This window comes from Enterovibrio sp. FF113 (assembly GCF_041439165.1).
GTDB lineage: Bacteria > Pseudomonadota > Gammaproteobacteria > Enterobacterales > Vibrionaceae > Enterovibrio > Enterovibrio norvegicus_A.
The window spans coordinates 1-24137 of sequence record NZ_JBGONO010000004.1 but is presented as its reverse complement, the minus strand read 5'-3'; the positions used below and the strand labels follow the sequence as shown (position 1 = coordinate 24137).

The following is a 24137-nucleotide window of genomic DNA, read 5'->3' as shown; positions in this document are numbered from 1 at the left end:
TCACTCAGGTCTCACATGCTCAGTTATCGTCACAGCTTCCACGCAGGCAACCATGCAGATGTGGTTAAACACATTGTTCAGAGCCTTATCATTGAATCACTGAAGCAAAAAGATAAAGCCTTCGTGTATCACGATACCCACAGTGGTGCGGGACGCTATGACCTTTCCGACGACCACGCTGAGAAAACCGGTGAATACAAACAAGGCATCGGTCAGATCTGGCAACGCGACGACGCGCCAGAAGCGCTCGCGCCATATATCAACACGATCCGCAGCTTAAATGACGGTGATGAACTTCGTTTTTACCCCGGTTCACCGAAAGTAGGCAGAACGCTGCTACGTGATCAAGACCGCGCGATGTTTACTGAACTTCACCCAACCGATTTCCCATTGCTGCTGCAAGAATTTCGTGGCGATCGTCAGGTGAAAATGTTCAAAGAAGATGGCTACGCACGCTTAAAAGCGAGTCTTCCCCCGAAAGAGCGTCGTGGTGTGGTGTTGATTGACCCGCCTTATGAGCTAAAACATGAATATCAAGACGTGGTTGATGCGATGGGTGAAAGCGTCGAACGCTGGGCAACAGGTACTTATGCGATTTGGTACCCTGTCGTCTATCGTAAAAATGTCGATCTCATTACCCAAGGCTTGGAAAAGCTTGGTATTCGTAAAATTCTGCAAATCGAATTGGGTGTTGCACCGGATTCAGAAGAGCGCGGTATGACGGCGTCAGGCATGATTGTGATCAATCCGCCTTGGACACTCGAACAACAGATGAAAGAAATTCTACCTTGGCTGCAAACAATTATTGCACCCGAAACGGGTCACCAATTAGTACAATGGGTTGTGTCTGAATAACAGTTAACAAAAAATCGGTCTGGTAACATTGGGATAATCCCAGTCAGCGGAAAATAGAATTATTAAATGGAGAAAATCATGGCCAAACATTTTGATTACCTTTGCATCGGTGGTGGCAGCGGCGGCATAGCGTCTGCAAACCGAGCGGCAATGTACGGTGCAAAAGTAGCAATTATAGAAGCGCAACACCTCGGTGGAACCTGCGTAAACGTAGGTTGTGTGCCGAAGAAAGTGATGTGGCACGGCGCTCAAATTGCAGAAGCAATCAAACTGTATGGTCCTGATTACGGTTTTGACACCACGGTGAATAACTTTGACTGGGCAAAACTGGTCGAGAACCGTGAGGCTTATATCAGCCGAATTCATACTTCTTACGAAACCGTACTGGGTCGCAACAACATCGAAGTCATCCAAGGTTTCGGTCGATTTGTAGATGCTAAAACCGTTGAAGTGAACGGCGAACACTACACCGCTGACAACATATTGATTGCCGTCGGTGGCACCCCAACCATCCCGAACGTTCCGGGTGCAGAACACGGCATCGATTCCAATGGCTTCTTTGAGCTAACCGAACAGCCTAAGCGTGTGGCTGTGGTTGGCGCGGGTTATATCGCGGTTGAAATCGCCGGTGTATTAAACGCACTGGGCACTGACACCCATCTGTTTGTGCGAAAAGAGTCGCCACTTCGCAGCTTTGACCCAATGATTATCGATACCATTGTTGAAGTAATGGAAGCGGAAGGACCGCACCTTCATACGCAGTCCACGCCGAAAGAAGTCGTGAAAGAAGCGGATGGCTCTGTGACACTGCATTTTGAAAATGGCACCTCACACAACACCGATATGCTGATCTGGGCGATTGGTCGTCACCCAACCACCAGCAAAATCAACCTGGAAGCGACTGGCGTTGAAACCAATGCACGCGGTTACATCAAAGTCGATGAGTTCCAGAACACCAATGTGTCTGGTATCTACTGTGTTGGCGACATCATGGAAGGCGGCGTAGAGTTAACACCCGTTGCTGTTAAAGCAGGTCGTCAGCTTTCTGAGCGCCTGTTCAATGGCAAAACTAACGCCAAGATGGATTACGCCCTGATCCCAACCGTGGTATTCAGTCATCCACCTATCGGCACCATTGGTCTGACTGAGCAAGAAGCCAAAGCGCAGTACGGCGAAGAGAACGTGAAAGTGTATACGTCTGGTTTTACCGCCATGTACACCGCCGTGACTCAACACCGTCAGCCTTGCAAAATGAAACTGGTTTGCGCAGGTGAAGAAGAAACCGTGGTTGGCCTACACGGCATCGGTTTCGCGGTCGATGAAATGATCCAAGGCTTTGGCGTCGCCATGAAAATGGGCGCAACGAAAGCCGATTTCGACAGCGTGGTCGCGATCCACCCAACAGGGTCAGAAGAGTTCGTGACCATGAGATAGTCCTTCGGACTAAGCAATTCAGCCCTGACCGTGCAAATTGGCAGGGCTTTTTTATGCGAAAAAAAAACATACTCAGTCACCCTAATGCATCAAAAAAACCAACCATCTCAGCTGGCAACCGTCCCCAGAATTGCCCAGAAATCGCGTATTCGTGCGCCAACTCTCAATACAAACATCATTAAATGATAATCCAATCAATAATAGTTGCACATCAAGACCAACCTATTGCCTTTTTCATTAGCTTCCAATAATTAGACCTTCATTCCATAAGGCTATTGACCTCAGATCATGTTAGCCAAGTATCAATTCAAATAATTATTCACTCGGGTGAGAAATGAATTTTAAAACATCTTTGTTGGCAGCGTCAGTTGCACTAGTTTTGGCGGGTTGTGGTAGTGATGATTCAGCACCAGTAGTTGGTGCTGATGTTTCAAGTGAGCTAGCGAAAAAGCCTAATATTGCTATTCCCGAAAACGGCCGATTTATCGATGCACAAGTTGAAGGTTTGTACTTCGTGCAAGGCATGGAAGGTGGCGATGGATGGACAACGGCCGACGGCTCTTATGATATCGATACCAGCAACCCGAGTGTAAGATTTGTATTGGGTAATGAGCACGGTGGCTTGTTGCTGGGCAACATTTCTGGCCGCCATATCAGCACACCATACGAAGCACTAGGCACCCAAGACCGTGCGATCGCCTTGGTTCGCTTGCTGCTGACTATCAACGAAAATGCTGATGATGCAGCGATCCGTATTCCAACCGAAATTCGAAACGCTATTGAAGGTTCAACAATCATTGCAACCCTAAAAGCAATTGAACTTGATCGCTTGGATAACACAGCATCTAACTTCTTGTCAGCACTCGCGGCAGAGACTGGTGAAAGTTACGAGCTAGTGTCAGAAAACGACGCGATGGATCACTTGAAAGGTTCTCTGGAAAATTTAGAGCGTGGATCTGATACCAAACTGACGCATTGGGCAAAAGGCTCAAACTGGACCTTTGTAAGCCGTAGCGCTTCCCAGCGCTTTGGTCAGCGAAGTGAAAGTGATGAAGACAACATCTCATACAAACTCATCATTCATGCGGATCGCACGCTTGGTGATGAAATGTTCGAGAAAACCTATCGCTCAGCATCATCAATTTTCACACTCAAAGAAGATAACTATGTCGCGCGTTCCGGCTCAAACGACAGCAGTATTAGCAGTTATTATTCAACTATCTACATGAGCTGTGTTGCAGACAATAAAACATTTGCTTGGGTAGAGGAAGGTGAAGGCGAAAATCTCCAAAAACTGCCTGCCTGTAATGGTGATACCAATTATCAACCTAAGCCTGAGTTCAACAATGTTGGCTTCGTTTACGACTACGAACTGGTCGACCCAAACGGTGTAATCACCGAAGACGAGGCTTATTCTTGGGATGAAGTCGTTGGAATGGGCGCCATGTACAAATGTATGGCAGATGCTAACTGTAGTGAGAAAAGCCTAACCAACTATCAAGTATCTGAGCGCGATGACTCTCATAAAAATGAACGGTCAAAGATGCTGCGTGAAACCCAGTCTGGCTCCTACGACCCAATCACAGATGTTTATACTGAAACACGCGTAAAAGAATATCTAAACGGAAATAACAAAGGACGCATTGCAGAAAGCATCAGCTTCACTTACCCAGTAGAGAAAGTAGGTGACGACCGCCATGTAGACTTTATAGGCTCTTGGAAAGCCACCGCCCTCAACCCTCTATGCCCAGAGATGGTTGCGGAAGCTACCTTCACGTTCCGAGAGACAGGTTTGACAATGTCAGGTGAGGAGCTGAATACCAACGAAAATGGCTGTTACATCAGCACGTACGAAGAAGAAGAATACCCTTACAACGAATTAGCGGGTATGGACTACTGGTGGTTTGGCACTAACAAAGCCGGCGCATCGAAAGCAACCCTAGACCAACTTAACTCTACGGTTCGCTGGAACGATCGCGACGATAATGAAAATCAAGACAACTTCAAGATCAACCGCTTCAGCTATATTCCTGCTGGTAGCAACTGGGATCAAGGCATATTCTACCGCTTCACTCTTAATGATAATGGCAACAAGATCGCAACTGAAACATTGCGCAAAATTGTAAATTAAGCTTACTTAAAGCCAAAGAAAGCGACCTCATGGTCGCTTTTTTGTTTCCGTCATCAACAGCCGTTATCCCATCACTCACACAGCACATTCAACGTTAGCGTGTCTGAAATGGCCACAAACGCCATGTCCAATTTAATATCGTAAACGTTACCGCTGCTTAACCAGTACGGAATGGTCGCTGGGAACTGCTCTCTAGCACCTTGTCGCGAGACAGCGCGGCGAATGGCTGACTCTGATGCCAACCTCTTTCCCGATTGCGTACAGGCCTTTTTAGCGTCCAAATAGGTGGCCCGCCACCAATCTCGTTGGTGGATGGAGTAACGTGCGTCATCACCTTTGGGCTTTGGCGTCCAAAGCCCAACAACAGAATCGAGTTTCCGCACTGTCGCTCCCTTGCTCAGGGTTTGCTTTGGCTTTTTTGTGGATGGCTGGGCTTTGGTAGACTGAGAAGAAGACTTCTCTGGGTAATCTATCTGACGGATGAAAGCATCAGACGTCACGGGCTCTTGGCGAATTTTATCGCGAATGGCAACGGCATCGTTGAATGCTTGATAAGGACCAAGCAGGCATCGAAAGCCTTTCTCTTCTGGCTTTAAAACCCAATCCGCGTTGTTGGCTATATGCTTTTCAATACTTTGTCGGAAAGCTACGCTTGGCAGGTTATCCAAAATGCCGCATTGCACCCAAAAAGCACCGCCTTGTGGTGATGGCTTCTTGCTCCACAGTCCTTCACCTATGGGACACTGAGCAGAGACAATCCCTATGCCTTGCTCAACCTTCAGCGTCGGGCACGCCTTCGTGGCAAAGGTGCTACTGGAGAAGAATAGGCCCATCAGGAATAAGGTACGCGTCATTGCTTTCACTACCACATCAACTTCAATGGCAGATCTGTTTGTCTTACACCCATGCATACCTTCATACCGCTCGTATCATTACACGTTATTGATTCAACGGCACATTGTAGAGAGCGAAGTGTAAAATGAGGGATTTGTTGATAGTTTCTACAGCAGATTTCACAACATGTGCAAAAGGGCGTGGAACAGACGTGGACATGTCATGACGGTAAATGCGTTTTTATTCGCACAGTACCAATAGCACGGATTCTTTTGACAGCGGCATGGGTACCATCATTATCGAATCAAAAGCATATTGCTCAGCAACCCAAAAAGGTAAACGGGTGGGCAATTGGGATTTGTACTCTGCACTCCTTGAAATTGATCTGAGTGTTGATTCGGACACCAGTTTCATTCCATCGTTTTCGCAAGTGGATGTAGCCTCTTTCAAAGAGGCTCGCCACCAAACAAACTTGTCATCGGTGTAACGCTTTTCGCCATCTCTAGGTTTCGGACTTCTTAAACCCAACAAATCAAAATAATCACGCTTAAGATCGGCTTTAGTCGATGATACGTTCCCACTAGCCTTACCGTTGATACTCATTTTGGTAGAAGGGTTACCTGTGACTTTTTCTGCGCCATTTTCCACCATAAGAGCATTCCGAATAAAAGCACGCGACAGCGCTGGCTGTTTTCTCAGTTCGTCACGCGCGCTCACAGCTGTTGAATATTGTACAAACGGTCCAACAAGACAGCGATACTGACTTCCTTCTTGGCGAAAAACCAAGGCTTCTTTGTTAGGAAGACCATTCAGTTTTTGGGCAAACCCAGACTCAGGTAGGCTGCTTAGCAACCCACATTGCACCCAAAATATTCCCGATAGGTTTTCTGGTGCTCTCCCCCACAAGCCTTGTCCAATAGGACACGTATCCTGCACAATATTCCAATTACCCTGTCGCGAAGAGTCACAATCTGCCTCTGCAGACTGAACCATCTTTGATGTTGATAGCAGTAGTAACAACACACCCAATAAGTGAAACAAACGTCTACGCATCGCCCTTCTCCATTGAGGAGTATTTTTATTGTTCAGTTAGTTAGCGTAGCTCGAAATTGCTATCCCGACGAATAGAAAAGCAATGACTCAATAAGCATGAGATCAAAAAGCCCCAGCCAAATGACCAGGGCTTTTGCTAGCAAACTGAAGCGAGCCAAAGGAAGCGACAATAGCCACTTCCGAATTTACATGGCTTACCCTTTGTAGATTTTCGGGTTGAAGACATCTCTTAACCAGTCGCCGAGTAAGTTTATCACCAGCACCAACATAACAAGGACGATGCCAGGGAATGCGGTGATCCACCAAGAACCCGAGAAGATATAGTTGAAGCCTATGCTGATCAACGAACCCAATGATGGCTTATCAACCGGCATGCCTAACCCCAAGAATGAGAGCGCAGCTTCCGACATGATCGCATTGGCGACCTGCACGGTAGAAATGACTAGAATCGGCGATAAGCAGTTTGGCAAAATATGCCTAAACATAATGCGCGGTGCTCTAAAGCCCATGACTTGCGCCGCTTCAACATACTCTTTTTTCTTTTCCGCAAGCACACTAGCCCGCACAGTCCGTGCGTATTGAGGCCATTCAGCGAAACCAATGATGACAACCAACATCAAAATGGCGTATTCACTGTAAAAGTCGCTACCAAAGCTGGCTTTAAAAATCGCAGATACGATGATGGCAACCATCATGGTAGAAAACGACAACTGCACGTCAGCGATGCGCATTAGCAGGCTATCGATTCGGCCACCGAAATAACCCGCACTCAAGCCAATGACGATGCCCAAGAATAACTGCAGTGCAACAGCACCCAAGCCAATCAGCAACGAGATACGCAGGCCATACATGATGGTCGAAAGAATATCTCGGCCTTGATTATCCGTGCCTAATGCAAAACGCTCATCACCAAACTCCATCCACGTGGGCGGTAACTCCGAGTCCATAATATCGATAGACGACAAATCATATGGATCGGCCGGTGACAGGACAGGGGCAAAAACAGCCACCAGCATAAACAACATGAATGCCGTAAAACTGGTAATGGCGACTTTGTCACGCTTGAAGTGGTAAAAGAAATCCGAGGCTAAAAACTGTTGCCAGCGAGAAGGCGCTTTCGGGGTCACAGTGCTCATACTTACGCTCCTTTGCCGGTTAAGTTAACGGTTGGATTGATTAAGCCATACAGCAAATCAACCAAGGTATTGGTGACGACAAATAGCAAACCAACAAAAATGACATACGCGGTAATAAGCGGCGTATCGACACGGTTAATGGCTTCAAGAAATAAAAAGCCTGTACCCGGCCACTGGAACACGGTTTCAGTCAAAATGGTGTAGGCCACCATGGTTCCTATCTGTACACCACCGACGGTGACAACAGGCAGCATGGTATTTTTCAGCGCATGTTGATATTGCACTTTGCGCTCTGGCATCCCTTTCGCTCTAGCAAATTTCACGTACTCGGTACTGAGCGCCTCGAGCATTTCAGAGCGTACAAGGCGAATAAACAGGGGAAGCATAATTGAAGACAATGAAACAGCAGGCAACACCAAGTGTGCTAAACCATCCACTGTGAAAAAGCCTGATTCCCAGCCAAACCAGTTAGCCGTGTCTCCTCGCCCGTATGAGGGCAGCCAATTTAATTCAATCGCAAACACGTACATCAACATGATTGCGGTCAGGAACACCGGCACAGAAATACCAATGATACTAAAGCCCATAATGAGCTTGGTCAGAAAACTATTAGGGTGAATCGCGGAATAAACCCCGAGAGGGATCGACACCAAAACGATAATAATGGCAGCAGCGATAACCAGCTCTAACGTTGCCACCAGTTTGTCGAGAATTACATCAACGACTGGACGCTTATAAAAATAGGAAGTGCCTAAGTCTCCTTCGACGGCGCTCGATATAAAACGGCCATACTTAACAAAAAAAGGATCATTGAGGCCGAGTTCATCGCGTAACTCGTTTCGCTCTGCTTCAGAGACAGACTGCCCAACCAGCTCCCGAAGAGGGTCACCTAGATTGTCCTGGATGGAAAACGCCACCAGGCTGATCACAAACATCACTACCAGTGCCTGAACCAGGCGCTTAACCAAAAACGTAAACATTCATCGCCCCGCAAACAACAAACTGGCTCCGGAAAAGCCCGGAGCCAAAAACACTACGATTACCGCTTACTTTTCAGAGACGACCAATTCGCCGAAGTAAGGGAAGTTCATCGCATTGACGATAGGCTGAATATCGACGTTAGACTTCGCAGCCCACGCTAGGTTTTGCCAATGTAGAGGTACAAACGCAGCCTCGTTATACAAGGTGGTTTCTACTGCTTTCAGCATTTCAGCGCGTTTCGTCGGGTCAGTTTCTACGTTTGCTGCTTCCACCAGCTTATCCACTTCGCTGTTAGAATAGTGACCACAGTTGTACTGGCCTTTACCCGTGTCTGCATTACGCGTCATGGTCAAGAACTCAGTAAAATTCGCGGAGTCTTCTGTGTCAGAGTGCCAGCCGATCATTTGCATGCCCGCTTCACACTTGTCAAACTCAGGCCAGTACTGCGCTTTTGGCATGGTTTGAAGATCCACTTTGATGTCGATCTTTGACAACATTGCCGCCACTGCCTGTGCAATTTTCTCGTCGTTCACGTAACGGTTGTTTGGCGCAATCATGGTGATGGTGAAACCATCGCCGTAGCCTGCTTCTTTCATCAAAGATTTGGCTTTTTTCAGATCATAGCGAGGCTTAAGATCAGGATTATGACCCACATAACCTGCTGGGCTTTGCTGTCCAGCGGTCGTTGCGAAACCTTTCATGATCTTTTGTGCAATGCCTTCGTTATTAACGGCATAGGCAATGGCCTGACGAACACGTGGGTCACGTAACGGTTCAGACACATTTTGGTTCAATTGGAACGTGATGATACGCGTGCCCGGTAGTGTCACCAGATCAATGCCTTTCGCTTTCTCAACACGTTTATGATCGTTTGGAGAAACCGGTGCAATCATATCAACATCGCCAGATAGCAGCGCTGCAACGCGGGTTGCGTCTTCTTTGATTGGCACGAGCGTTAGTTTGTCGACATTGCCTGGGCTTTCTTTATCCCAATAGTCGCCAAAGCGATCAAATTCGACCTTCACGCCCTGCTCGCGAGATGACACGACAAAAGGACCGGTACCTGAAACATTGGTAGAAGCAAAAGTAGAACCGCTTTTTTGGATTTGCGATTTGTCTGCACCAGCGTCGGTTTTACCTGAGTAGAAATCGGCATCCATCGGGAACACGTACGTCATGGTTTGCAGCACAAGTGGATATGGGCCATCAGTGATAAAATCGACGGTGTAGTCATCCACTTTCTGCACTTCCGCGATTGGCGTGAAGATGCCTTTGAAATCAGGTGATGATTGCAAACGCTCAACCGTCCAAATCACATCATCGGCAGTAAAATCATTGCCAGAATGGAATTTCACCCCTTCGCGCAGCTTGAATCGTACGGTTTTGTCGTCGATACGCTCCCAGCTTGATGCCAAACGCGGCTCAAATTGCAGGTCTTGCGTCCAGCGAACGAGAGGATCAAAGACCATGTGTGACAGCTGCAGGGTACCGCCTGACAGTTGCTCATGGGGATCTAAGGATACAGGATCTGCATCATAAGCAACGGTAATGTCTGCGGCTGATGCAGCAAAGCTCAAGCCCGCTGCCATCAACGCAATGGCGATTTTGCTCTTCATGGTTTTCATTGCATGACTCCTTATGCTGGGAGCGAACTCCCGATCTGTTGTGTATTTGCAAAGCGCTAGGTCTCGCAAAATTAAACCGATAACGGACACAACCATCCTTTCCACTATCGGCATTAAATTATTGTGGTGCGGCAGCAGCCTCTAACGCACTCATCCCCTTAAATTCAGGCATAAGAGATATCAGCTTCTTGCTGTACGGGTGCTGGGGTGACGTAAACAAGTCTTCCGTCTTGGCAACTTCGAGCAAGGTGCCTTTTTGCATGACACCGATGCGATCGCACATTTGACGGATCACAGGTAAATCATGGCTGATGAACAACATGGTCAAATTCAGCTCTTGCTGGAGATCTTTCAGCAAATTCAATATCTGAGCTTGAACAGACACATCCAATGCAGACGTTGGTTCGTCACAAATCAGCAGACGTGGGCGCGTTGCCAGTGCACGAGCGATAGAGATACGCTGGCGCTGACCGCCGGAGAATTCATGTGGGTACTTAATGCCGCTTGCGCGACCAAGACCGACATGGTCGAGCAAGTCACCCACAATCATTCGGATTTGGCTTTCGTTCTCAGCAAGACGGTGAAAACGAATTGGCTCCGCAATGATGTCTTGCACTTTCATACGGGGGTTCATGGATGAATACGGGTTTTGAAACACCATTTGCATCTGACGGCGTATGGGACGGCGCTGAGCTTCACTTTTCAGCGCAGTAAGGTCGATACCTTCGAAAGTGACCTTACCGGAGTTAGGTGGGTACAAACCGGCGATAACTCGCGCAATGGTCGACTTCCCTGAACCAGACTCACCGACAAGACCAAATGTCTCGCCCTCATGCACATCAAAGCTAACGTCATCCGACGCTTGCACATATTCACGGCGGCTTTCAAAGAAAGAGTCTTTGGTGACAAAGCGAAGGTTCACGTTTTCAACGCTAAGCAACGGCCCAGTGTACGAGCGCTGATCCTGACTTTGACCCAGCCAATGGGTTTTCACGTCCAGCGGCTTCATGTCGACCGCTTCTTCGATGTAGCTGACCAATGGAAAGCGATCGAGCTTAATGTCTGATCGAGGCACAGCGGAAATCAAGCTTCTGGTATACGGGTGCTCAGGAGTATTCAACACCTTGGCGGTTTCGCCAAATTCGACCAAGTCCCCGCGATACATGACTGCGATTTTGTCCGTCACATTAGAAACAACACCCATGTCATGGGTGACGAGCATGCAACCTACGTTCTTTTTCACGCAAAGTTCACGGATCAGATTAAGGATTTGATCTTGAATCGACACATCTAAAGCCGTTGTCGGTTCATCTGCAATGATTAAGTCCGGCTCTCCAGCAAGCGCAATGGCAATAACCACACGCTGACGCATCCCACCTGAGAATTGGTGCGGATACTGTTTAATCCGCACATTGGCATCAGGGATCCCGACCTGTTCCATCAGAGAAACAGCACGTTCTTTCGCTTCATCAACGCTCAAACCAAGGTTAGTGGTAATCGTTTCTACAAGCTGTCTTTCAACCGTGAAGAGTGGGTTCAATGAAGTCATCGGATCTTGAAAAATAAATCCAATTCGCGCGCCGCGATAATGGCGCATTTTTTCCGGCGAAAGACCAGAGATCAACTCACCTTCGAGATATACCTCACCACTGGCAACATGCCCGGGTGGGCTTAAAAGATCGATAACTGCATTACCGACCGTCGATTTTCCTGCGCCAGACTCACCCACAACGCCAACAATTTCGCCACGTTCGATAGAAAAGGAGAGATTTTTAACTGCGGCAAAGATGCCGTGACGAGACGGATACTCAATACGAAGATTTTTTACTTCAAGCAATGCCATTGACCAGACCCTTGATACTGCACAATTCCGTGCCTGTCTGAAAACAATCCCTGTTTACATCAACAAAACAAGACCAATTTAACGCCCTACAATCTGTCAAATGTTTCACGAAAAATCAACAAACTAACACTTATTACTGAAAATATGACACTTAATCGAATAAATATTCATCAATACACTAATTAGCAGCATCGACATGCTTGGTCAATGTCGGAGAATAACGCGTAAAACCAATGTGTATCAGATACAAAACCGCAATGCTTGCTGAAATTTGGGATCGTCTAAGTATTCAACCAAGAGCAATATAGCTGTAACAAAAGGTAGGGAATTCTCACCTCACGCGCGTTTATTTGGTGAGATCTGTGAGGACACGCAGTCAAAGATAAGGCAAACGAGAAGGATTTCTTGAAGATGTGTTATCAAAAGTTATATCGCAGATACGAAAAAGCCCGCTCTATTGAGCGGGCTTTCTCTGAATGTGGTCGGTGAAGAGGGATTCGAACCCCCGACCCTCTGGTCCCAAACCAGATGCGCTACCAAGCTGCGCTATTCACCGAGTGGGGTGGCTAACGGGACTCGAACCCGCGACAACTGGAATCACAATCCAGGACTCTACCAACTGAGCTATAGCCACCACATTACTTTTTTTGCCAATTTGTTTCCATTTCCGGTTTGGTGCGCCCGACAGGATTCGAACCTGCGACCTTCGGCTCCGGAGGCCAACGCTCTATCCAGCTGAGCTACGGACGCTTTGTCCCTGTCGGCGGAGTCGCATATTACGGAGATCACCCCTTGCCGTCTAGCACTTTTTTTAATTTTCTTCCCGACCGCTCTCTTTTTGCTCAATCAGGATAAAAACCGCGCCAATGACCATAATCATAACGGTTTAACGCAACAATCTAAAGCGCTATAATCACTTAGTGTTTACACGGAGTTAACCTAATTACGGCATAGCTTCGTAGTCAGTCATATCACAAAAGCTCAAAAGATCGACCTAGTTAGCCGATCAACACCACGAGTTGTGATAAAAATAACTAACAGCATAAAAAACGCCCGAATTTTCGGAGCTAAAAACATATTGGGAGTGAAGCCGTGAGCGCAAAGGGAATTTTTTTACGTCGTTTAGCAGTGTCAGCTATCACCGCGCTATCTCTGATGGGCGCAGCGAATGCCGCTGACATGTCTGAAGAAGCCATTGCCGAGCGAATCGCACCGGTAGGCTCTGTTTATTTGGAAGGTGAAGCTCCAGTTGAAACTGCGGCCGCTCCTACTGGTCCTCGCACGGGCGATGCCGTCTACAACACCTATTGTATGGCCTGTCATGCGACAGGGGCCGCGGGTGCACCTTTAGCAGGTGACGCCGCAGCGTGGGAGCCACGCCTCGCTCAAGGCCGTGACATTGTGAATAACCACGCCATCAATGGCTTTAATGGTATGCCAGCTCGCGGTACGTGTATGGATTGTTCAGACGAAGAGATCGTTGCTGCTATCGACCATATGCTGGCGCTGTAATACGATTTAATCGACGAAAAAGGCGACCTGATGGTCGCCTTTGTGTTTTGTGAAGCGGTCATTTCACTGTGTCATCTTCAATCTTTGTTCAACATCGCGCGAAGGTTTGCGATGGCTGCGGTTCCTTTCGCCATGCGTTCTTCCTGAGTCTGGGGCTTTTTCTTTTCTTCCCACTCCACATCATCGTAGGGTAGCTCTTCGAGAAAACGACTCGGCAGCGGTTTTATCAGTTCACCATATTGTCGACGCTCTTTACAAAGCGTGAACGTCATTTCTTTCTGCGCGCGAGTGATACCCACATACGCAAGCCGACGCTCCTCCTCGACGTTATCCTCGTCGATACTCGATTGGTGTGGCAACAACCCTTCTTCCATACCAACCAAAAAGACATACGGGAACTCGAGGCCTTTCGAGGCATGCAAGGTCATCAATTGCACCTGATCGGCATCATCGCTGTCTTCGCCTCGCTCCATCATGTCTCGCAATGTCAGACGCTGAACCACTTCACGCAGTGTTTTTTGCTCATTGTCTGGATTGTCACCCTCTAAGTCAGCCACAATCCAACTGTACAAGTCGGAGACATTTTTCATCGCCATTTCTGCGGCTTTCGGGCTGGATGAGTTTTCATACAGCCAATCTTCATAGTGTGAGTCACGTACGAGCGATCGCACGGCATCCACTGCATCACCGCGCTCGAACTGATCCGACAATTCGACAATCCAACGCGTGAAGCGTTGGAGCGATTCCAAACCGCGACCAGCAAGATGTTCTTGAAGCCCGATTTCGAAGCTCGCTGCAAACAGGCTTTTTCCACGCATGTTCGCGTAAGTACCGAGCTTTTCCAGTGTTACTGGCCCAATTTCGCGACGTGGCGTGTTCACGATACGTAGAAAGGCGTTGTCATCGTCTTGATTGGTCAGTAGGCGCAAGTACGCCATGATGTCTTTGATTTCAGCCCGAGCGAAAAAAGAGGTGCCGCCTGAAATTTTGTAGGGGATACGGTTTTGCATCAGCGCTTTTTCGAACAGGCGTGACTGATGGTTGCCACGATACAAAATCGCATAATCTTTGTAGTCAGTTCGCTTCATGTAACGATGCGCGATGATTTCACCCACCACTCGCTCTGCTTCGTGCTCTTCGTTATTCGCTTTAAGCACGGTCAACATTTCACCATCAGGAAGCGCCGAGAATAGCGTTTTCTCGAAAACATGCGGGTTGTTCGCGATCAGGATATTAGCCGACCTCAAAATTCGACTGGTTGAGCGATAATTCTGCTCCAGCTTAATCACTTTGAGCGAAGGAAAGTCCTCACTGAGCATCAATAGGTTTTTAGGCTGTGCGCCGCGCCAGCTATAAATGGACTGATCATCATCGCCCACCACAGTAAACCGCTCTCGTTCTCCCACCAGCAGTTTCACTAGCTGATATTGACTCGTATTGGTGTCTTGGTATTCGTCCACCAACAGGTAACGAATTTTATTTTGCCAACGTTCACGCACTTCTTGATTGGTTTTTAGCAAGATCACGGGCATCAAGATGAGGTCGTCAAAATCGAGCGCGTTATACGCCTTCATCTGCTTTTGATACATGGTGTAGCAATGCGCAAACAGTTGGTCACGCTCGCCCATGGCTGCAGATTCTGCTTGCAGTGGCGTCAGCATGTCATTTTTCCAATTGGAGATGGTATGAAGAAGCTGTTTGAGTAAATCCTTATCGCCCTCAAGTTCATCTTCTGTCAGTTCTTTCAGCAGCGCCATTTGATCTTGATCATCAAAAAGCGAAAAGCCCGCTTTTAAGCCAAGGCTTTTGTATTCCCGACGAATGATGTTGAGGCCCAGTGTGTGAAACGTGGACACCATTAGCCCGCGTGATTCCTGGCGGCTGAGCGTTTGATTAACGCGTTCTTTCATTTCACGTGCCGCTTTGTTGGTGAACGTCACGGCTGCAATGTGGCGCGCTTTGTAGTCGCACTGCTGAACGAGGTAAGCAATTTTATTGGTAATAACGCGGGTTTTACCTGAGCCAGCGCCTGCCAGTACTAGGCACGGTCCAGACACATGATGGACAGCGTCATTTTGGGCAGGGTTCAGTTTCATGGTGTCCTCGGATATATGGAGTATTAGTTTGCTCATGCATTGTATACCCAAGCAACGTCAAGATGCTTGCTCAGCGAGAATTTGTTGGCTTGAGGCAAGCTGCTCTGCGTGGCGCTGATTTGAGAACACACTCACCATTTAATTAAAAAAACCAGTAAATTCAATGATAGTTTTACCTTGCAGACAGTCTCAAAACAAATACAATGAATGAACGTTCATTCATTGTAGGCAAAATGTATGTCCGACAAAAAAACACAAATTCTAGAAGCCACCGAGCGATTATTGGCAGAACACGGTTTTGATCGCCTTTCCATGCAAATGGTCGCGAAAGAGGCAGGGGTTGCTGCTGGTACCATCTATCGGTACTTCTCAGATAAAAACGATTTACTCGCTCAACTTCGCCACCATGTCATGAGCCAATGTGCAAAGAAAATAGTGCACGGACTGACTGACAATATGTCGATGAAACAACAATTTGTTACTGCATGGCGAAACGCTTGGCAACTCACCATCAGTCGTGACGGCCATGCAATAAATCGCGAACAGTTTGATAGCTTGCCTTATCAAAACAGCTCAGAACAAAGGACGATGGAAAAAGCGCTTTTCGCTCCAATCCACAACCTTTTTCAGGCTGGTGTCGCGAATGGAACATTCAAACCACTCCCCAGTGATGTGCTTTCTGGGATAGGGCTTGAACCCGCGATTTGTTTAGCTCGCAAACAGGCCCGGGGTGTTATAAATCTCAACGCTTCAGCAATCGACGATGCCGTCGAGGCTTGCTGGGACGCTATTAGCCTTCATAAAGAACCGGAGAAATCTAAATGAAGAAATGGTTTGTTGTCATGTTGATCGTGGCAATTATGCTGTTTGGTACAGTTATCGGCTTTAACATGTTCAAGCAACAGAAAATCGCCGAGTACATGGCAAATATGCCTGAGCCGGATTTCCCGGTCACGGTCACCGAATTATCGGCCACTGAATGGGTACCCACCATTGAGGCCATCGGCTTCATCGAGCCGAATCAGGGTGTCACACTATCGACAGAAGTGAACGGCATCATCGACAGCATTAATTTCGAATCAGGGCAGCCAGTTAAACAAAATGATGTGCTGCTTGCGCTGGATTCAAAGGTCGAACTCGCAAACCTGAAGAGTACCCAAGCACGTTTGCCTGCAGCGGAAGCTAAGTACAAACGTTATCAGGGCTTGTTCCGTAAGGGCTCAATATCGAAAGAAGCACTGGACGAAGCAGAAGCCAACTTCCGCTCACTTCAAGCGGATATAGAAAGTCTGAATGCATCTATCGACCGCCGTACTATCGATGCACCTTTTGATGGCGTTGTCGGTTTGCGCAATGTGTTCTTGGGGCAATATCTGCAGCCAGGCACTGAGATTGTGCGATTAGAAGATACCTCTGTCATGCGACTACGTTTTACTGTGCCGCAAACAGACATCGCTAAAATTCACCTTGGTCAACGAATCAATATCTCTGTCGATGCATACCCAGAAACACCATTCACGGGAAAGATCAGCGCTATTGAACCTGCGGTGAACTTCCAAAGTGGCCTGATTCAAATCCAAGCGGATATTCCAAACAACGACGGTCAGTTGCGTTCAGGTATGTTTGCTCGCGCCAAAGTCATTTTGCCCACCATTGAAGATCAAGTTGTGGTCGATCAAACCGCTATCAATTTCACCCTATATGGCGAAAACGTCTATGTTCTGCGTGAAGAAGACGGTAATACCCGCGCTTATCAGCAAGTCGTGAAGGTCGGTGAGCGTAAAGGTCATATTGCCCATGTTCTTGATGGCCTAAACGCTGGCGATAAAGTCGTCACTTCAGGTCAGGTTCGTTTGAGCAATGGTGCCAAGGTTCGCGTTGTTGAAAATGACGCGCTGACACCACCGACACAATTGCCACAGCTGTAATGAGGTCGCGATGAAATTTACGGATATTTTCATAAAGCGTCCGGTTTTGGCGGTGTCGATCAGTTTTCTGATCGCGCTGCTCGGCCTGCAATCTATTTTCAAGATGCAGGTTCGTGAATACCCGGACATGACCAACACCGTGGTCACCATTAGCACCAGTTACTATGGTGCTAGTGCTGATTTGATCCAGGGCTTCATTACCACACCGCTAGAACAAGCTGTTGCACAGGCCGATAATATCGATTTTATGACGTCTGAATCGGTGCTTGGCAGCTCGACGGTGACTGTCTACATGAAGCTCAACACAGACCCAAATGCAGCATTGGCTGATATTCTCGCCAAGGTAAACTCGGTGCGCGCACAATTACCCGGAGAGTCGGAAGACCCTTCAGTGAGCATGTCCACGGGTTCGACTACAGCGGTCATGTATATTGGCTTTACATCAGATACGCTCGATTCCAGCCAGATCACTGATTACCTAGAACGAGTGACCAAGCCACAGCTATTTACCGTTAACGGTGTATCGAAAATTGACCTTTACGGCGGTCTGAAATACGCATTACGTGTATGGCTAGATCCAGCGAAAATGGCTGCATTCAACCTGACCGCGACCGATGTGATGGGTGTATTGAACGCCAATAACTATCAGTCAGCAACAGGTCAGTCTATTGGTACCTTTATGGTGTATAACGGCTCTGCCGACACTCAGGTATCTAACACTGAAGAGCTCAGCCGCTTGGTCGTCTCGACCGAAAAAGGTCAGGTACTTCGCCTTGGCGATATTGCCACGGTATCTTTGGAGAAGAGCCACGATATTTATCGTGCGACGGCCAATGGCTCTGAAGCCGTGGTTGCCGCGATCAATGCCGCGCCTACCGCTAACCCTATCAACATCGCGGCAGATGTGATGGCCAAACTTCCCGAGCTTGAGCGCAATATGCCAAGCACCATTAAGATGAACGTGTTGTATGACTCGACCGTTGCCATCAATGAATCGATTAATGAAGTGGTGAAAACCATCATTGAAGCGGCATTGATTGTACTAGTGGTTATCACCCTGTTCCTCGGTTCGTTCCGTGCCGTCCTCATTCCTATTATCACAATCCCACTGTCGTTAATCGGTGTGGCGATGATAATGCAGGTGTTTGGCTTTTCGCTAAACCTGATGACGCTATTGGCAATGGTACTGGCTATCGGTCTGGTGGTGGATGACGCCATCGTTGTATTGGAAAACGTAGACCGTCATATAAAGCTCGGCGAAACCCCGTTTCGGGCAGCAATCATTGGTACGCGTGAAATCGCCGTACCGGTCATTTCAATGACCCTGACACTCGCAGCAGTGTATGCGCCAATCGCCTTGATGGGAGGCATTACAGGCTCCCTATTCAAGGAGTTTGCGCTCACTCTGGCAGGTGCGGTGTTTATTTCAGGCATTATCGCGCTGACACTGTCCCCAATGATGTGTTCTAAAATGCTTAAAGCCAATGAGCAGCCAAACAAGTTCGAGGCCACAGTGCACAGCTTCCTCGATCGCATGACCGAAGGCTACGCGCGCCTACTGGCTGGTGTCATGACGATTCGACCTGTGATCATTACCTTCGCGGTCATTGTGTTTGTTAGCCTGCCGATTCTGTTCAAGTTCATTCCAAGTGAGCTGGCTCCTGCAGAAGACAAAGGCGTCATGGTAATGATGGGTACAGCCCCATCAACAGCAAACTTGGATTACATCCAAAACACCATGAACGAAGTGAACGAGAAATTGGCTTCTCAGCCAGAGGTGTCATTCGCACAGGTGTTCTCGGGCGTACCTAAGTCTAATCAAGCGTTTGGTATTGCGTCTTTGGTTCCTTGGAGTGATCGCGAAGCCAGTCAGGCAGATGTAGTTAAACGCATGACAGAAGAGGTAAAAGATGTTCCAGGAATGGCAGTAACGGCATTCCAGATGCCAGAGCTTCCAGGTGCATCGTCGGGCTTGCCAATTCAGTTTGTGATCACTACGCCAAGCAACTTCGAAAGCCTGTTCCAAGTAGCGGCGGAAATCTTGGCTGAAGTGAAAACCAACTCTCAGTTCGTTTACGCGGATATGGATCTGAACTTCGATTCTGCGACGATGAAAATCAACATCGACAAAGACAAAGCGGGTGCGTACGGCGTAACCATGCAGGACATTGGTATCACCCTGGGTACCATGATGGCGGATGGCTACGTCAACCGAATCGACCTAGATGGCCGTTCCTATGAAGTGATCCCGCAAGTAGAACGTAGATACCGTCAGAACCCTGAATCAATAAAGGGTTACTACGTACGCTCTGCCAGTGGTGAAGCAGTGCCTCTTGGCTCGTTGGTAACGATTGATGTGGTTGCTGAGCCTCGGGCTCTGCCTCACTTTAATCAGCTTAACTCCGCGACGATTGGTGCGGTTGCCGCGCCAGGCGTTGCCATGGGTGACGCGATTGACTGGTTTGAAAGCATCGCAGCCGAGAAATTGCCACGCGGTTATCAGCATGACTACCTAGGAGAATCTCGTCAGTTCGTGACCGAAGGTAGCGCCTTGCTTGGCACCTTTATGCTAGCACTGGCTGTGATTTATCTTGTTCTTGCGATTCAATTTGAATCATTGCGTGATCCGCTAGTCATTCTGGTATCCGTACCGCTGGCTATCTGTGGTGCTTTGATAGCCCTTGCGTGGGGCGCTGCAACCATGAACATATATTCTCAAGTCGGTCTCATCACCTTGATTGGTCTCATTACCAAACACGGTATTCTTATCTGTGAAGTCGCCAAAGAAGAACAGCTGCTGCACGGCAAGAGCAAAATGGATGCAGTGATGGAGGCGGCAAAAGTGCGTCTTCGCCCAATCCTGATGACAACTGCAGCGATGATTGCTGGCCTGATCCCACTGATGTATGCAACGGGTGCAGGTGCTGCTCAACGTTTCAGTATCGGTATTGTTATCGTTGCAGGTCTGGCTATCGGTACCCTGTTCACCCTGTTCGTTCTGCCTGTGATTTACTCATATTTGGCTAGCCGCCACGAGCCGCTGCCTGTATTTGAGGAAGACATAGAGAGAATCGCAGAGGAAAAACCAGCGCATTAATTTATGTGTAAACAAAGGGTCTCATGATGAGGCCCTTTTTTTTATCATTACGTATCAAGATGAAACACGCTTTCACCAAAAGTGCGCAAGACAGTTTCGACAAAAGGTATGGTGTTGCTTAGAATAACGGCATCAAATTAAGGAGTAATGCATGTTCGATCCAAAAAAACTGGAGCAAATTGCCAAGCAAATCCATGAGTCTATGCCGAAGCCGGTCAAAGATCTGGGTAATGATGTTGAGCAGAAAGTTCGAGAAGTCATCCAAGGTCAATTGGCAAAGCTGGACGTAGTTAGCCGCGAAGAGTTTGATGTACAAACTCAAGTGTTACTGCGCACTCGCCAAAAGCTTGCAGAAATGGAGCAAAAATTGGTGGAGTTCGAACAGAAGCTAAATGAGAAGAGCAGCGGATAAATTTCTTTCTCAACAGTAAAAAGAACATAAAAAAACCCGGCAGAAGCCGGGTTTTTCAATTCTATTTACAGTGATGCGAATTAATCGCCAACCGCAATGCGTTTCATGTCAGTCATGTAGCCGCGAAGCTCCTGACCAATCCACTCCACTGGGTGAGTACGTACCGCATCATTAACAGCAATCAAGGTTGCGTTGTCAGCGTCATTACCAACATTGCCCAAGCCTTTACCGATAACGTCAGTACCAACGCCCGGCATGAATTTTTCGCGCAGCAGAGGCGTTGCAACGTTAGCGAACAGGTAGTTACCGTATTCTGCAGTGTCAGAAATAACCACGTTCATTTCATAAAGGCGCTTACGAGCAACAGTGTTAGCGATCAGTGGAAGTTCGTGCAGTGATTCATAATATGCAGACTCTTCGATGATGCCTGATGCTGTCATTGCTTCAAATGCCAATTCAACACCCGCACGAACCATCGCAACCATCAAGATACCGTTGTCAAAGTATTCTTGCTCTGCGATCTTAACGTCAGACTCTGGGTATTGCTCGAACGCCGTACCAGCCGTTTCTTCACGCCAGCCTAGTAGTTCTGCATCGTCGTTTGCCCAATCAGCCATCATGGTCGATGAGAAGTGACCTGAAATGATGTCATCCATGTGCTTGTTGTATAGTGGGCGCATTAGATCTTTCAGATCTTCTGATAATTCGAACGCTTTGATTTTCGCAGGATTAGACAGGCGATCCATCATGTGCGTGATACCACCAAACTTCAGCGCTTCAGTGATGGTTTCCCAACCAAACTGCAGCAGTTTACCCGCGTACGCTGGTTCAATACCGTCGGCAACCATCTTCTCGTAACATACGATAGAGCCCGCTTGAAGCATGCCACAAAGGATGGTTTGCTCACCCATCAGATCAGATTTCACTTCGGCAACAAATGAAGACTCAAGAACACCTGCACGGTGACCACCAGTTGCAGCAGCCCATGCTTTTGCAATCTCGTGACCTTCACCTTGCGGATCATTCTCTGGGTGAACCGCCATCAATGTTGGTACGCCGAAACCACGCTTGTACTCTTCACGTACTTCGGTACCTGGGCACTTAGGCGCAACCATCACAACAGTGATGTCCTTACGAATTTCCATGCCTTCTTCAACGATGTTGAAGCCATGTGAATATCCCAATGCAGCGCCTTGTTTCATCAATGGCATAACCGCGCTTACAACACTAGTATGTTGCTTATCGGGTGTTAGGTTTACAACCAAATCCGCTTGTGGGATTAGGTTTTCGTAAGTGTCGACATTAAAGCCGTTTTCTTTCGCGTTTTTGTAAGACTGGCGTTGTTCATCGATTGCAGCCTGGCGAAGAGCATAAGACACGTCTAGACCTGAGTCGCGCATATTCAAACCTTGGTTCAGACCCTGCGCACCACAGCCAACGATAACTACTTTTTTACCTTTAAGGTAATCAGCTTCATTAGCAAATTCCGCCTTATCCATAAAGCGGCAAACACCCAACTGAGCCAATTGCTCGCGTAAGTTTAAGGTATTGAAATAGTTAGACATGTCGAATACTCCGTAAGAAAAAACTGTCCTGAGCGATGTAAGCATGACAATCTGCCCCATCGAATTGGCTTCATAATAGAACAGGCATAAGATTGCTTAAAGTGATATATTCACAACATGTAATTGCATTTTTTGCAACACGAGAGACCGTTCATGGACGTCAGGCATCTCCAATTTTTTATTCACCTTTGCGATAGCAAAAACTTCTCAAAAACAGCAGCGGCAATGCACATCAGTCCATCAGCGCTGAGCCGTCAGATTCAAAAACTAGAACAAGAAGCGAATCAACAACTCTTCCTACGTGATAACCGAAGTGTCGAACTCACATTGGCAGGTAAAAAACTTCTTCCAATCGCACTCAAAATTCTCAGTGAATGGCAGCAATATCAAAACTTGTTCAATGGCTCAGGTAACGAGCTTCAAGGCGAAATACGTCTATTTTGTTCGGTGACAGCCAGCTATAGCCATTTACCGGAACTGCTCTCTGAATTCAGACTTCGTCATCCCTTGATTGAGCTGAAAGTTTCAACAGGCGACCCTGCTCAAGCAATAGACAAAATCCTTTCTAGCGATGCTGACATTGCGATATCGGCAAAGCCCGAACAACTGCCAAATAAAATCGCTTTTGAAGCCATTAGTGAAATCCCACTGTCTGTTATTGCACCTGCAGGGATCAGCAGCTTTGCCGATACTCTTCAAAACGATACCCCGAATTGGTCATCCATTCCATTTATAGTGCCAGAAGCAGGTACAGCGAGAGAGCGTGCCAACACTTGGTTCAAGACGATGAAGATAAAGCCAAATATTTACGCACAAGTATCAGGCCATGAAGCCATTGTTAGCATGGTGGCATTAGGTTGTGGCGTGGGGATCGCGCCAGATGTTGTAATAAATAACAGCCCAGTACGAGAAAAAATCAATAGGCTCAGGCTAGCTCCCATCAAGCCTTTTGAGCTTGGTGTATGTTGCCTGAGATCTCAACTCGACAACCCTTTAGTGAAAGCTCTTTGGGATGTCGTTGAAAGTAAAACCATCACGCTCTAATCATTTCCGGTACAGTCTCGATATCGCCCTCCTCGTTCATTGCAGGTTTTGACGCCGCCCATTAGTCTGAATTTATGAGTAAACGTCAGCCTGGAACAATATGACCCTTATAGAACGCTTTGGAAGAGCACTCGAGCCTGTCATGCTCGTTATGGGGCTTGTTAGCCCGCTTGCCACACTGCCTCAACTGTACAAACTATATTTTTCTCACAGTGAACATGCTGCTGGGTTATCTTTGATAACTTGGCTGCTGTACGCAGCTATTGCCCTGCTTTGGACGATCTACGGTCTTTACCATAAAAACCCAACGATATGGGCAGGTAACGGGTTGGGATTTCTGATGTACGTCGCTATGGTGCTGGGAATTTGTATCCATACAGGAGGGACTTTTTGATCGTGTAAAGGAGGATTTGTGACAATAGCTAATAGATGGGCAATGAACTCGATAGGGGTTCAAATATCGATCTTGTATTATCCCTTTGATAAATTCTAGACGATAAAAAGCCCCGTCATTTCTGACGAGGCTTCTTCATAAATGGCGGAGCGGACGGGACTCGAACCCGCGACCCCCGGCGTGACAGGCCGGTATTC

Annotated in this window: 18 protein-coding genes and 3 tRNA genes; 10 read left to right on the top strand and 11 right to left on the bottom strand. The window is 47.6% G+C overall.

Features of this window, described 5'->3' with window-relative positions; genetic code table 11:
• The first annotated feature begins 15 nt into the window (after positions 1-15).
• From ACED36_RS04035 to ACED36_RS04025, 3 genes are all read left to right on the top strand, one after another.
• Positions 16-855: a 23S rRNA (adenine(2030)-N(6))-methyltransferase RlmJ gene (locus tag ACED36_RS04035; protein WP_371732867.1), complete on the top strand. Its 840-nt coding sequence runs from the start codon at positions 16-18 to the stop codon at positions 853-855.
• 66 nt (positions 856-921) lie between these two features.
• On the top strand, positions 922-2289 hold the full coding sequence (gorA, locus tag ACED36_RS04030; RefSeq protein ID WP_198929569.1) for a glutathione-disulfide reductase: 1368 nt from the start codon (positions 922-924) through the stop codon (positions 2287-2289).
• Positions 2290-2623: 334 nt separating this feature from the next.
• Complete coding sequence (locus tag ACED36_RS04025) at positions 2624-4420, top strand: hypothetical protein (protein WP_016960578.1); 1797 nt, start codon at positions 2624-2626, stop codon at positions 4418-4420.
• A 71-nt stretch (positions 4421-4491) separates the two neighbouring features.
• On the opposite strand, the gene ACED36_RS04020 is transcribed toward ACED36_RS04025, so the two are convergent.
• The 9 genes from ACED36_RS04020 to ACED36_RS03980 form a co-directional block, all read right to left on the bottom strand.
• The gene (locus tag ACED36_RS04020; RefSeq protein WP_371732845.1) at positions 4492-5331 is read right to left on the bottom strand and encodes an SPOR domain-containing protein; all 840 of its coding nucleotides are present in this window, start codon (positions 5329-5331) and stop codon (positions 4492-4494) included.
• A 163-nt stretch (positions 5332-5494) separates the two neighbouring features.
• Positions 5495-6307, bottom strand: coding sequence for an SPOR domain-containing protein (locus tag ACED36_RS04015; RefSeq protein ID WP_371732844.1), 813 nt, complete (start codon positions 6305-6307; stop codon positions 5495-5497).
• Positions 6308-6501: 194 nt separating this feature from the next.
• On the bottom strand, positions 6502-7443 hold the full coding sequence (locus ACED36_RS04010; protein WP_016960575.1) for an ABC transporter permease: 942 nt from the start codon (positions 7441-7443) through the stop codon (positions 6502-6504).
• Positions 7444-7445: 2 nt separating this feature from the next.
• The gene (locus ACED36_RS04005; RefSeq protein WP_016960574.1) at positions 7446-8423 is read right to left on the bottom strand and encodes an ABC transporter permease; all 978 of its coding nucleotides are present in this window, start codon (positions 8421-8423) and stop codon (positions 7446-7448) included.
• A 66-nt stretch (positions 8424-8489) separates the two neighbouring features.
• Complete coding sequence (locus ACED36_RS04000; protein WP_016960573.1) at positions 8490-10049, bottom strand: ABC transporter substrate-binding protein; 1560 nt, start codon at positions 10047-10049, stop codon at positions 8490-8492.
• Positions 10050-10167: 118 nt separating this feature from the next.
• On the bottom strand, positions 10168-11892 hold the full coding sequence (locus ACED36_RS03995; protein WP_016960572.1) for an ABC transporter ATP-binding protein: 1725 nt from the start codon (positions 11890-11892) through the stop codon (positions 10168-10170).
• 479 nt (positions 11893-12371) lie between these two features.
• Positions 12372-12448, bottom strand: a tRNA-Pro gene (locus tag ACED36_RS03990).
• Positions 12449-12450: 2 nt separating this feature from the next.
• Positions 12451-12526: transfer RNA gene (locus ACED36_RS03985), tRNA-His, on the bottom strand.
• A gap of 39 nt (positions 12527-12565) precedes the next feature.
• Positions 12566-12642: transfer RNA gene (locus tag ACED36_RS03980), tRNA-Arg, on the bottom strand.
• A 342-nt stretch (positions 12643-12984) separates the two neighbouring features.
• Here ACED36_RS03980 and ACED36_RS03975 point away from each other — a divergent pair.
• The gene (locus tag ACED36_RS03975) at positions 12985-13404 is read left to right on the top strand and encodes a cytochrome c5 family protein (protein WP_016961629.1); all 420 of its coding nucleotides are present in this window, start codon (positions 12985-12987) and stop codon (positions 13402-13404) included.
• A gap of 77 nt (positions 13405-13481) precedes the next feature.
• Here the strand turns inward: ACED36_RS03975 and rep are convergent, their stop codons facing one another.
• Positions 13482-15500, bottom strand: coding sequence for a DNA helicase Rep (gene rep / locus ACED36_RS03970; RefSeq protein WP_016961628.1), 2019 nt, complete (start codon positions 15498-15500; stop codon positions 13482-13484).
• A gap of 237 nt (positions 15501-15737) precedes the next feature.
• Here rep and ACED36_RS03965 point away from each other — a divergent pair, with 237 nt between their 5' ends.
• From ACED36_RS03965 to ACED36_RS03950, 4 genes are all read left to right on the top strand, one after another.
• Entirely contained in the window at positions 15738-16325 is a 588-nt protein-coding gene (locus tag ACED36_RS03965) for a TetR/AcrR family transcriptional regulator (protein WP_371732843.1), read from the top strand.
• Positions 16322-17428, top strand: a complete 1107-nt coding sequence (locus tag ACED36_RS03960) for an efflux RND transporter periplasmic adaptor subunit (protein WP_016961626.1) — start codon at positions 16322-16324, stop codon at positions 17426-17428. Before ACED36_RS03965 ends, ACED36_RS03960 begins: the two co-directional genes overlap by 4 nt.
• 10 nt (positions 17429-17438) lie before the next feature.
• Complete coding sequence (locus tag ACED36_RS03955; RefSeq protein WP_371732842.1) at positions 17439-20525, top strand: multidrug efflux RND transporter permease subunit; 3087 nt, start codon at positions 17439-17441, stop codon at positions 20523-20525.
• Positions 20526-20676: 151 nt separating this feature from the next.
• Complete coding sequence (locus ACED36_RS03950) at positions 20677-20937, top strand: accessory factor UbiK family protein (RefSeq protein WP_016961624.1); 261 nt, start codon at positions 20677-20679, stop codon at positions 20935-20937.
• A gap of 80 nt (positions 20938-21017) precedes the next feature.
• Here the strand turns inward: ACED36_RS03950 and ilvC are convergent, their stop codons facing one another.
• The gene (ilvC, locus tag ACED36_RS03945) at positions 21018-22502 is read right to left on the bottom strand and encodes a ketol-acid reductoisomerase (protein WP_016961623.1); all 1485 of its coding nucleotides are present in this window, start codon (positions 22500-22502) and stop codon (positions 21018-21020) included.
• A 153-nt stretch (positions 22503-22655) separates the two neighbouring features.
• Here ilvC and ilvY point away from each other — a divergent pair, with 153 nt between their 5' ends.
• Positions 22656-23546, top strand: a complete 891-nt coding sequence (gene ilvY, locus ACED36_RS03940) for an HTH-type transcriptional activator IlvY (protein ID WP_016961622.1) — start codon at positions 22656-22658, stop codon at positions 23544-23546.
• A gap of 100 nt (positions 23547-23646) precedes the next feature.
• Positions 23647-23940, top strand: coding sequence for a SemiSWEET transporter (locus ACED36_RS03935; RefSeq protein WP_016961621.1), 294 nt, complete (start codon positions 23647-23649; stop codon positions 23938-23940).
• The last annotated feature ends 197 nt before the right edge of the window (positions 23941-24137 follow it).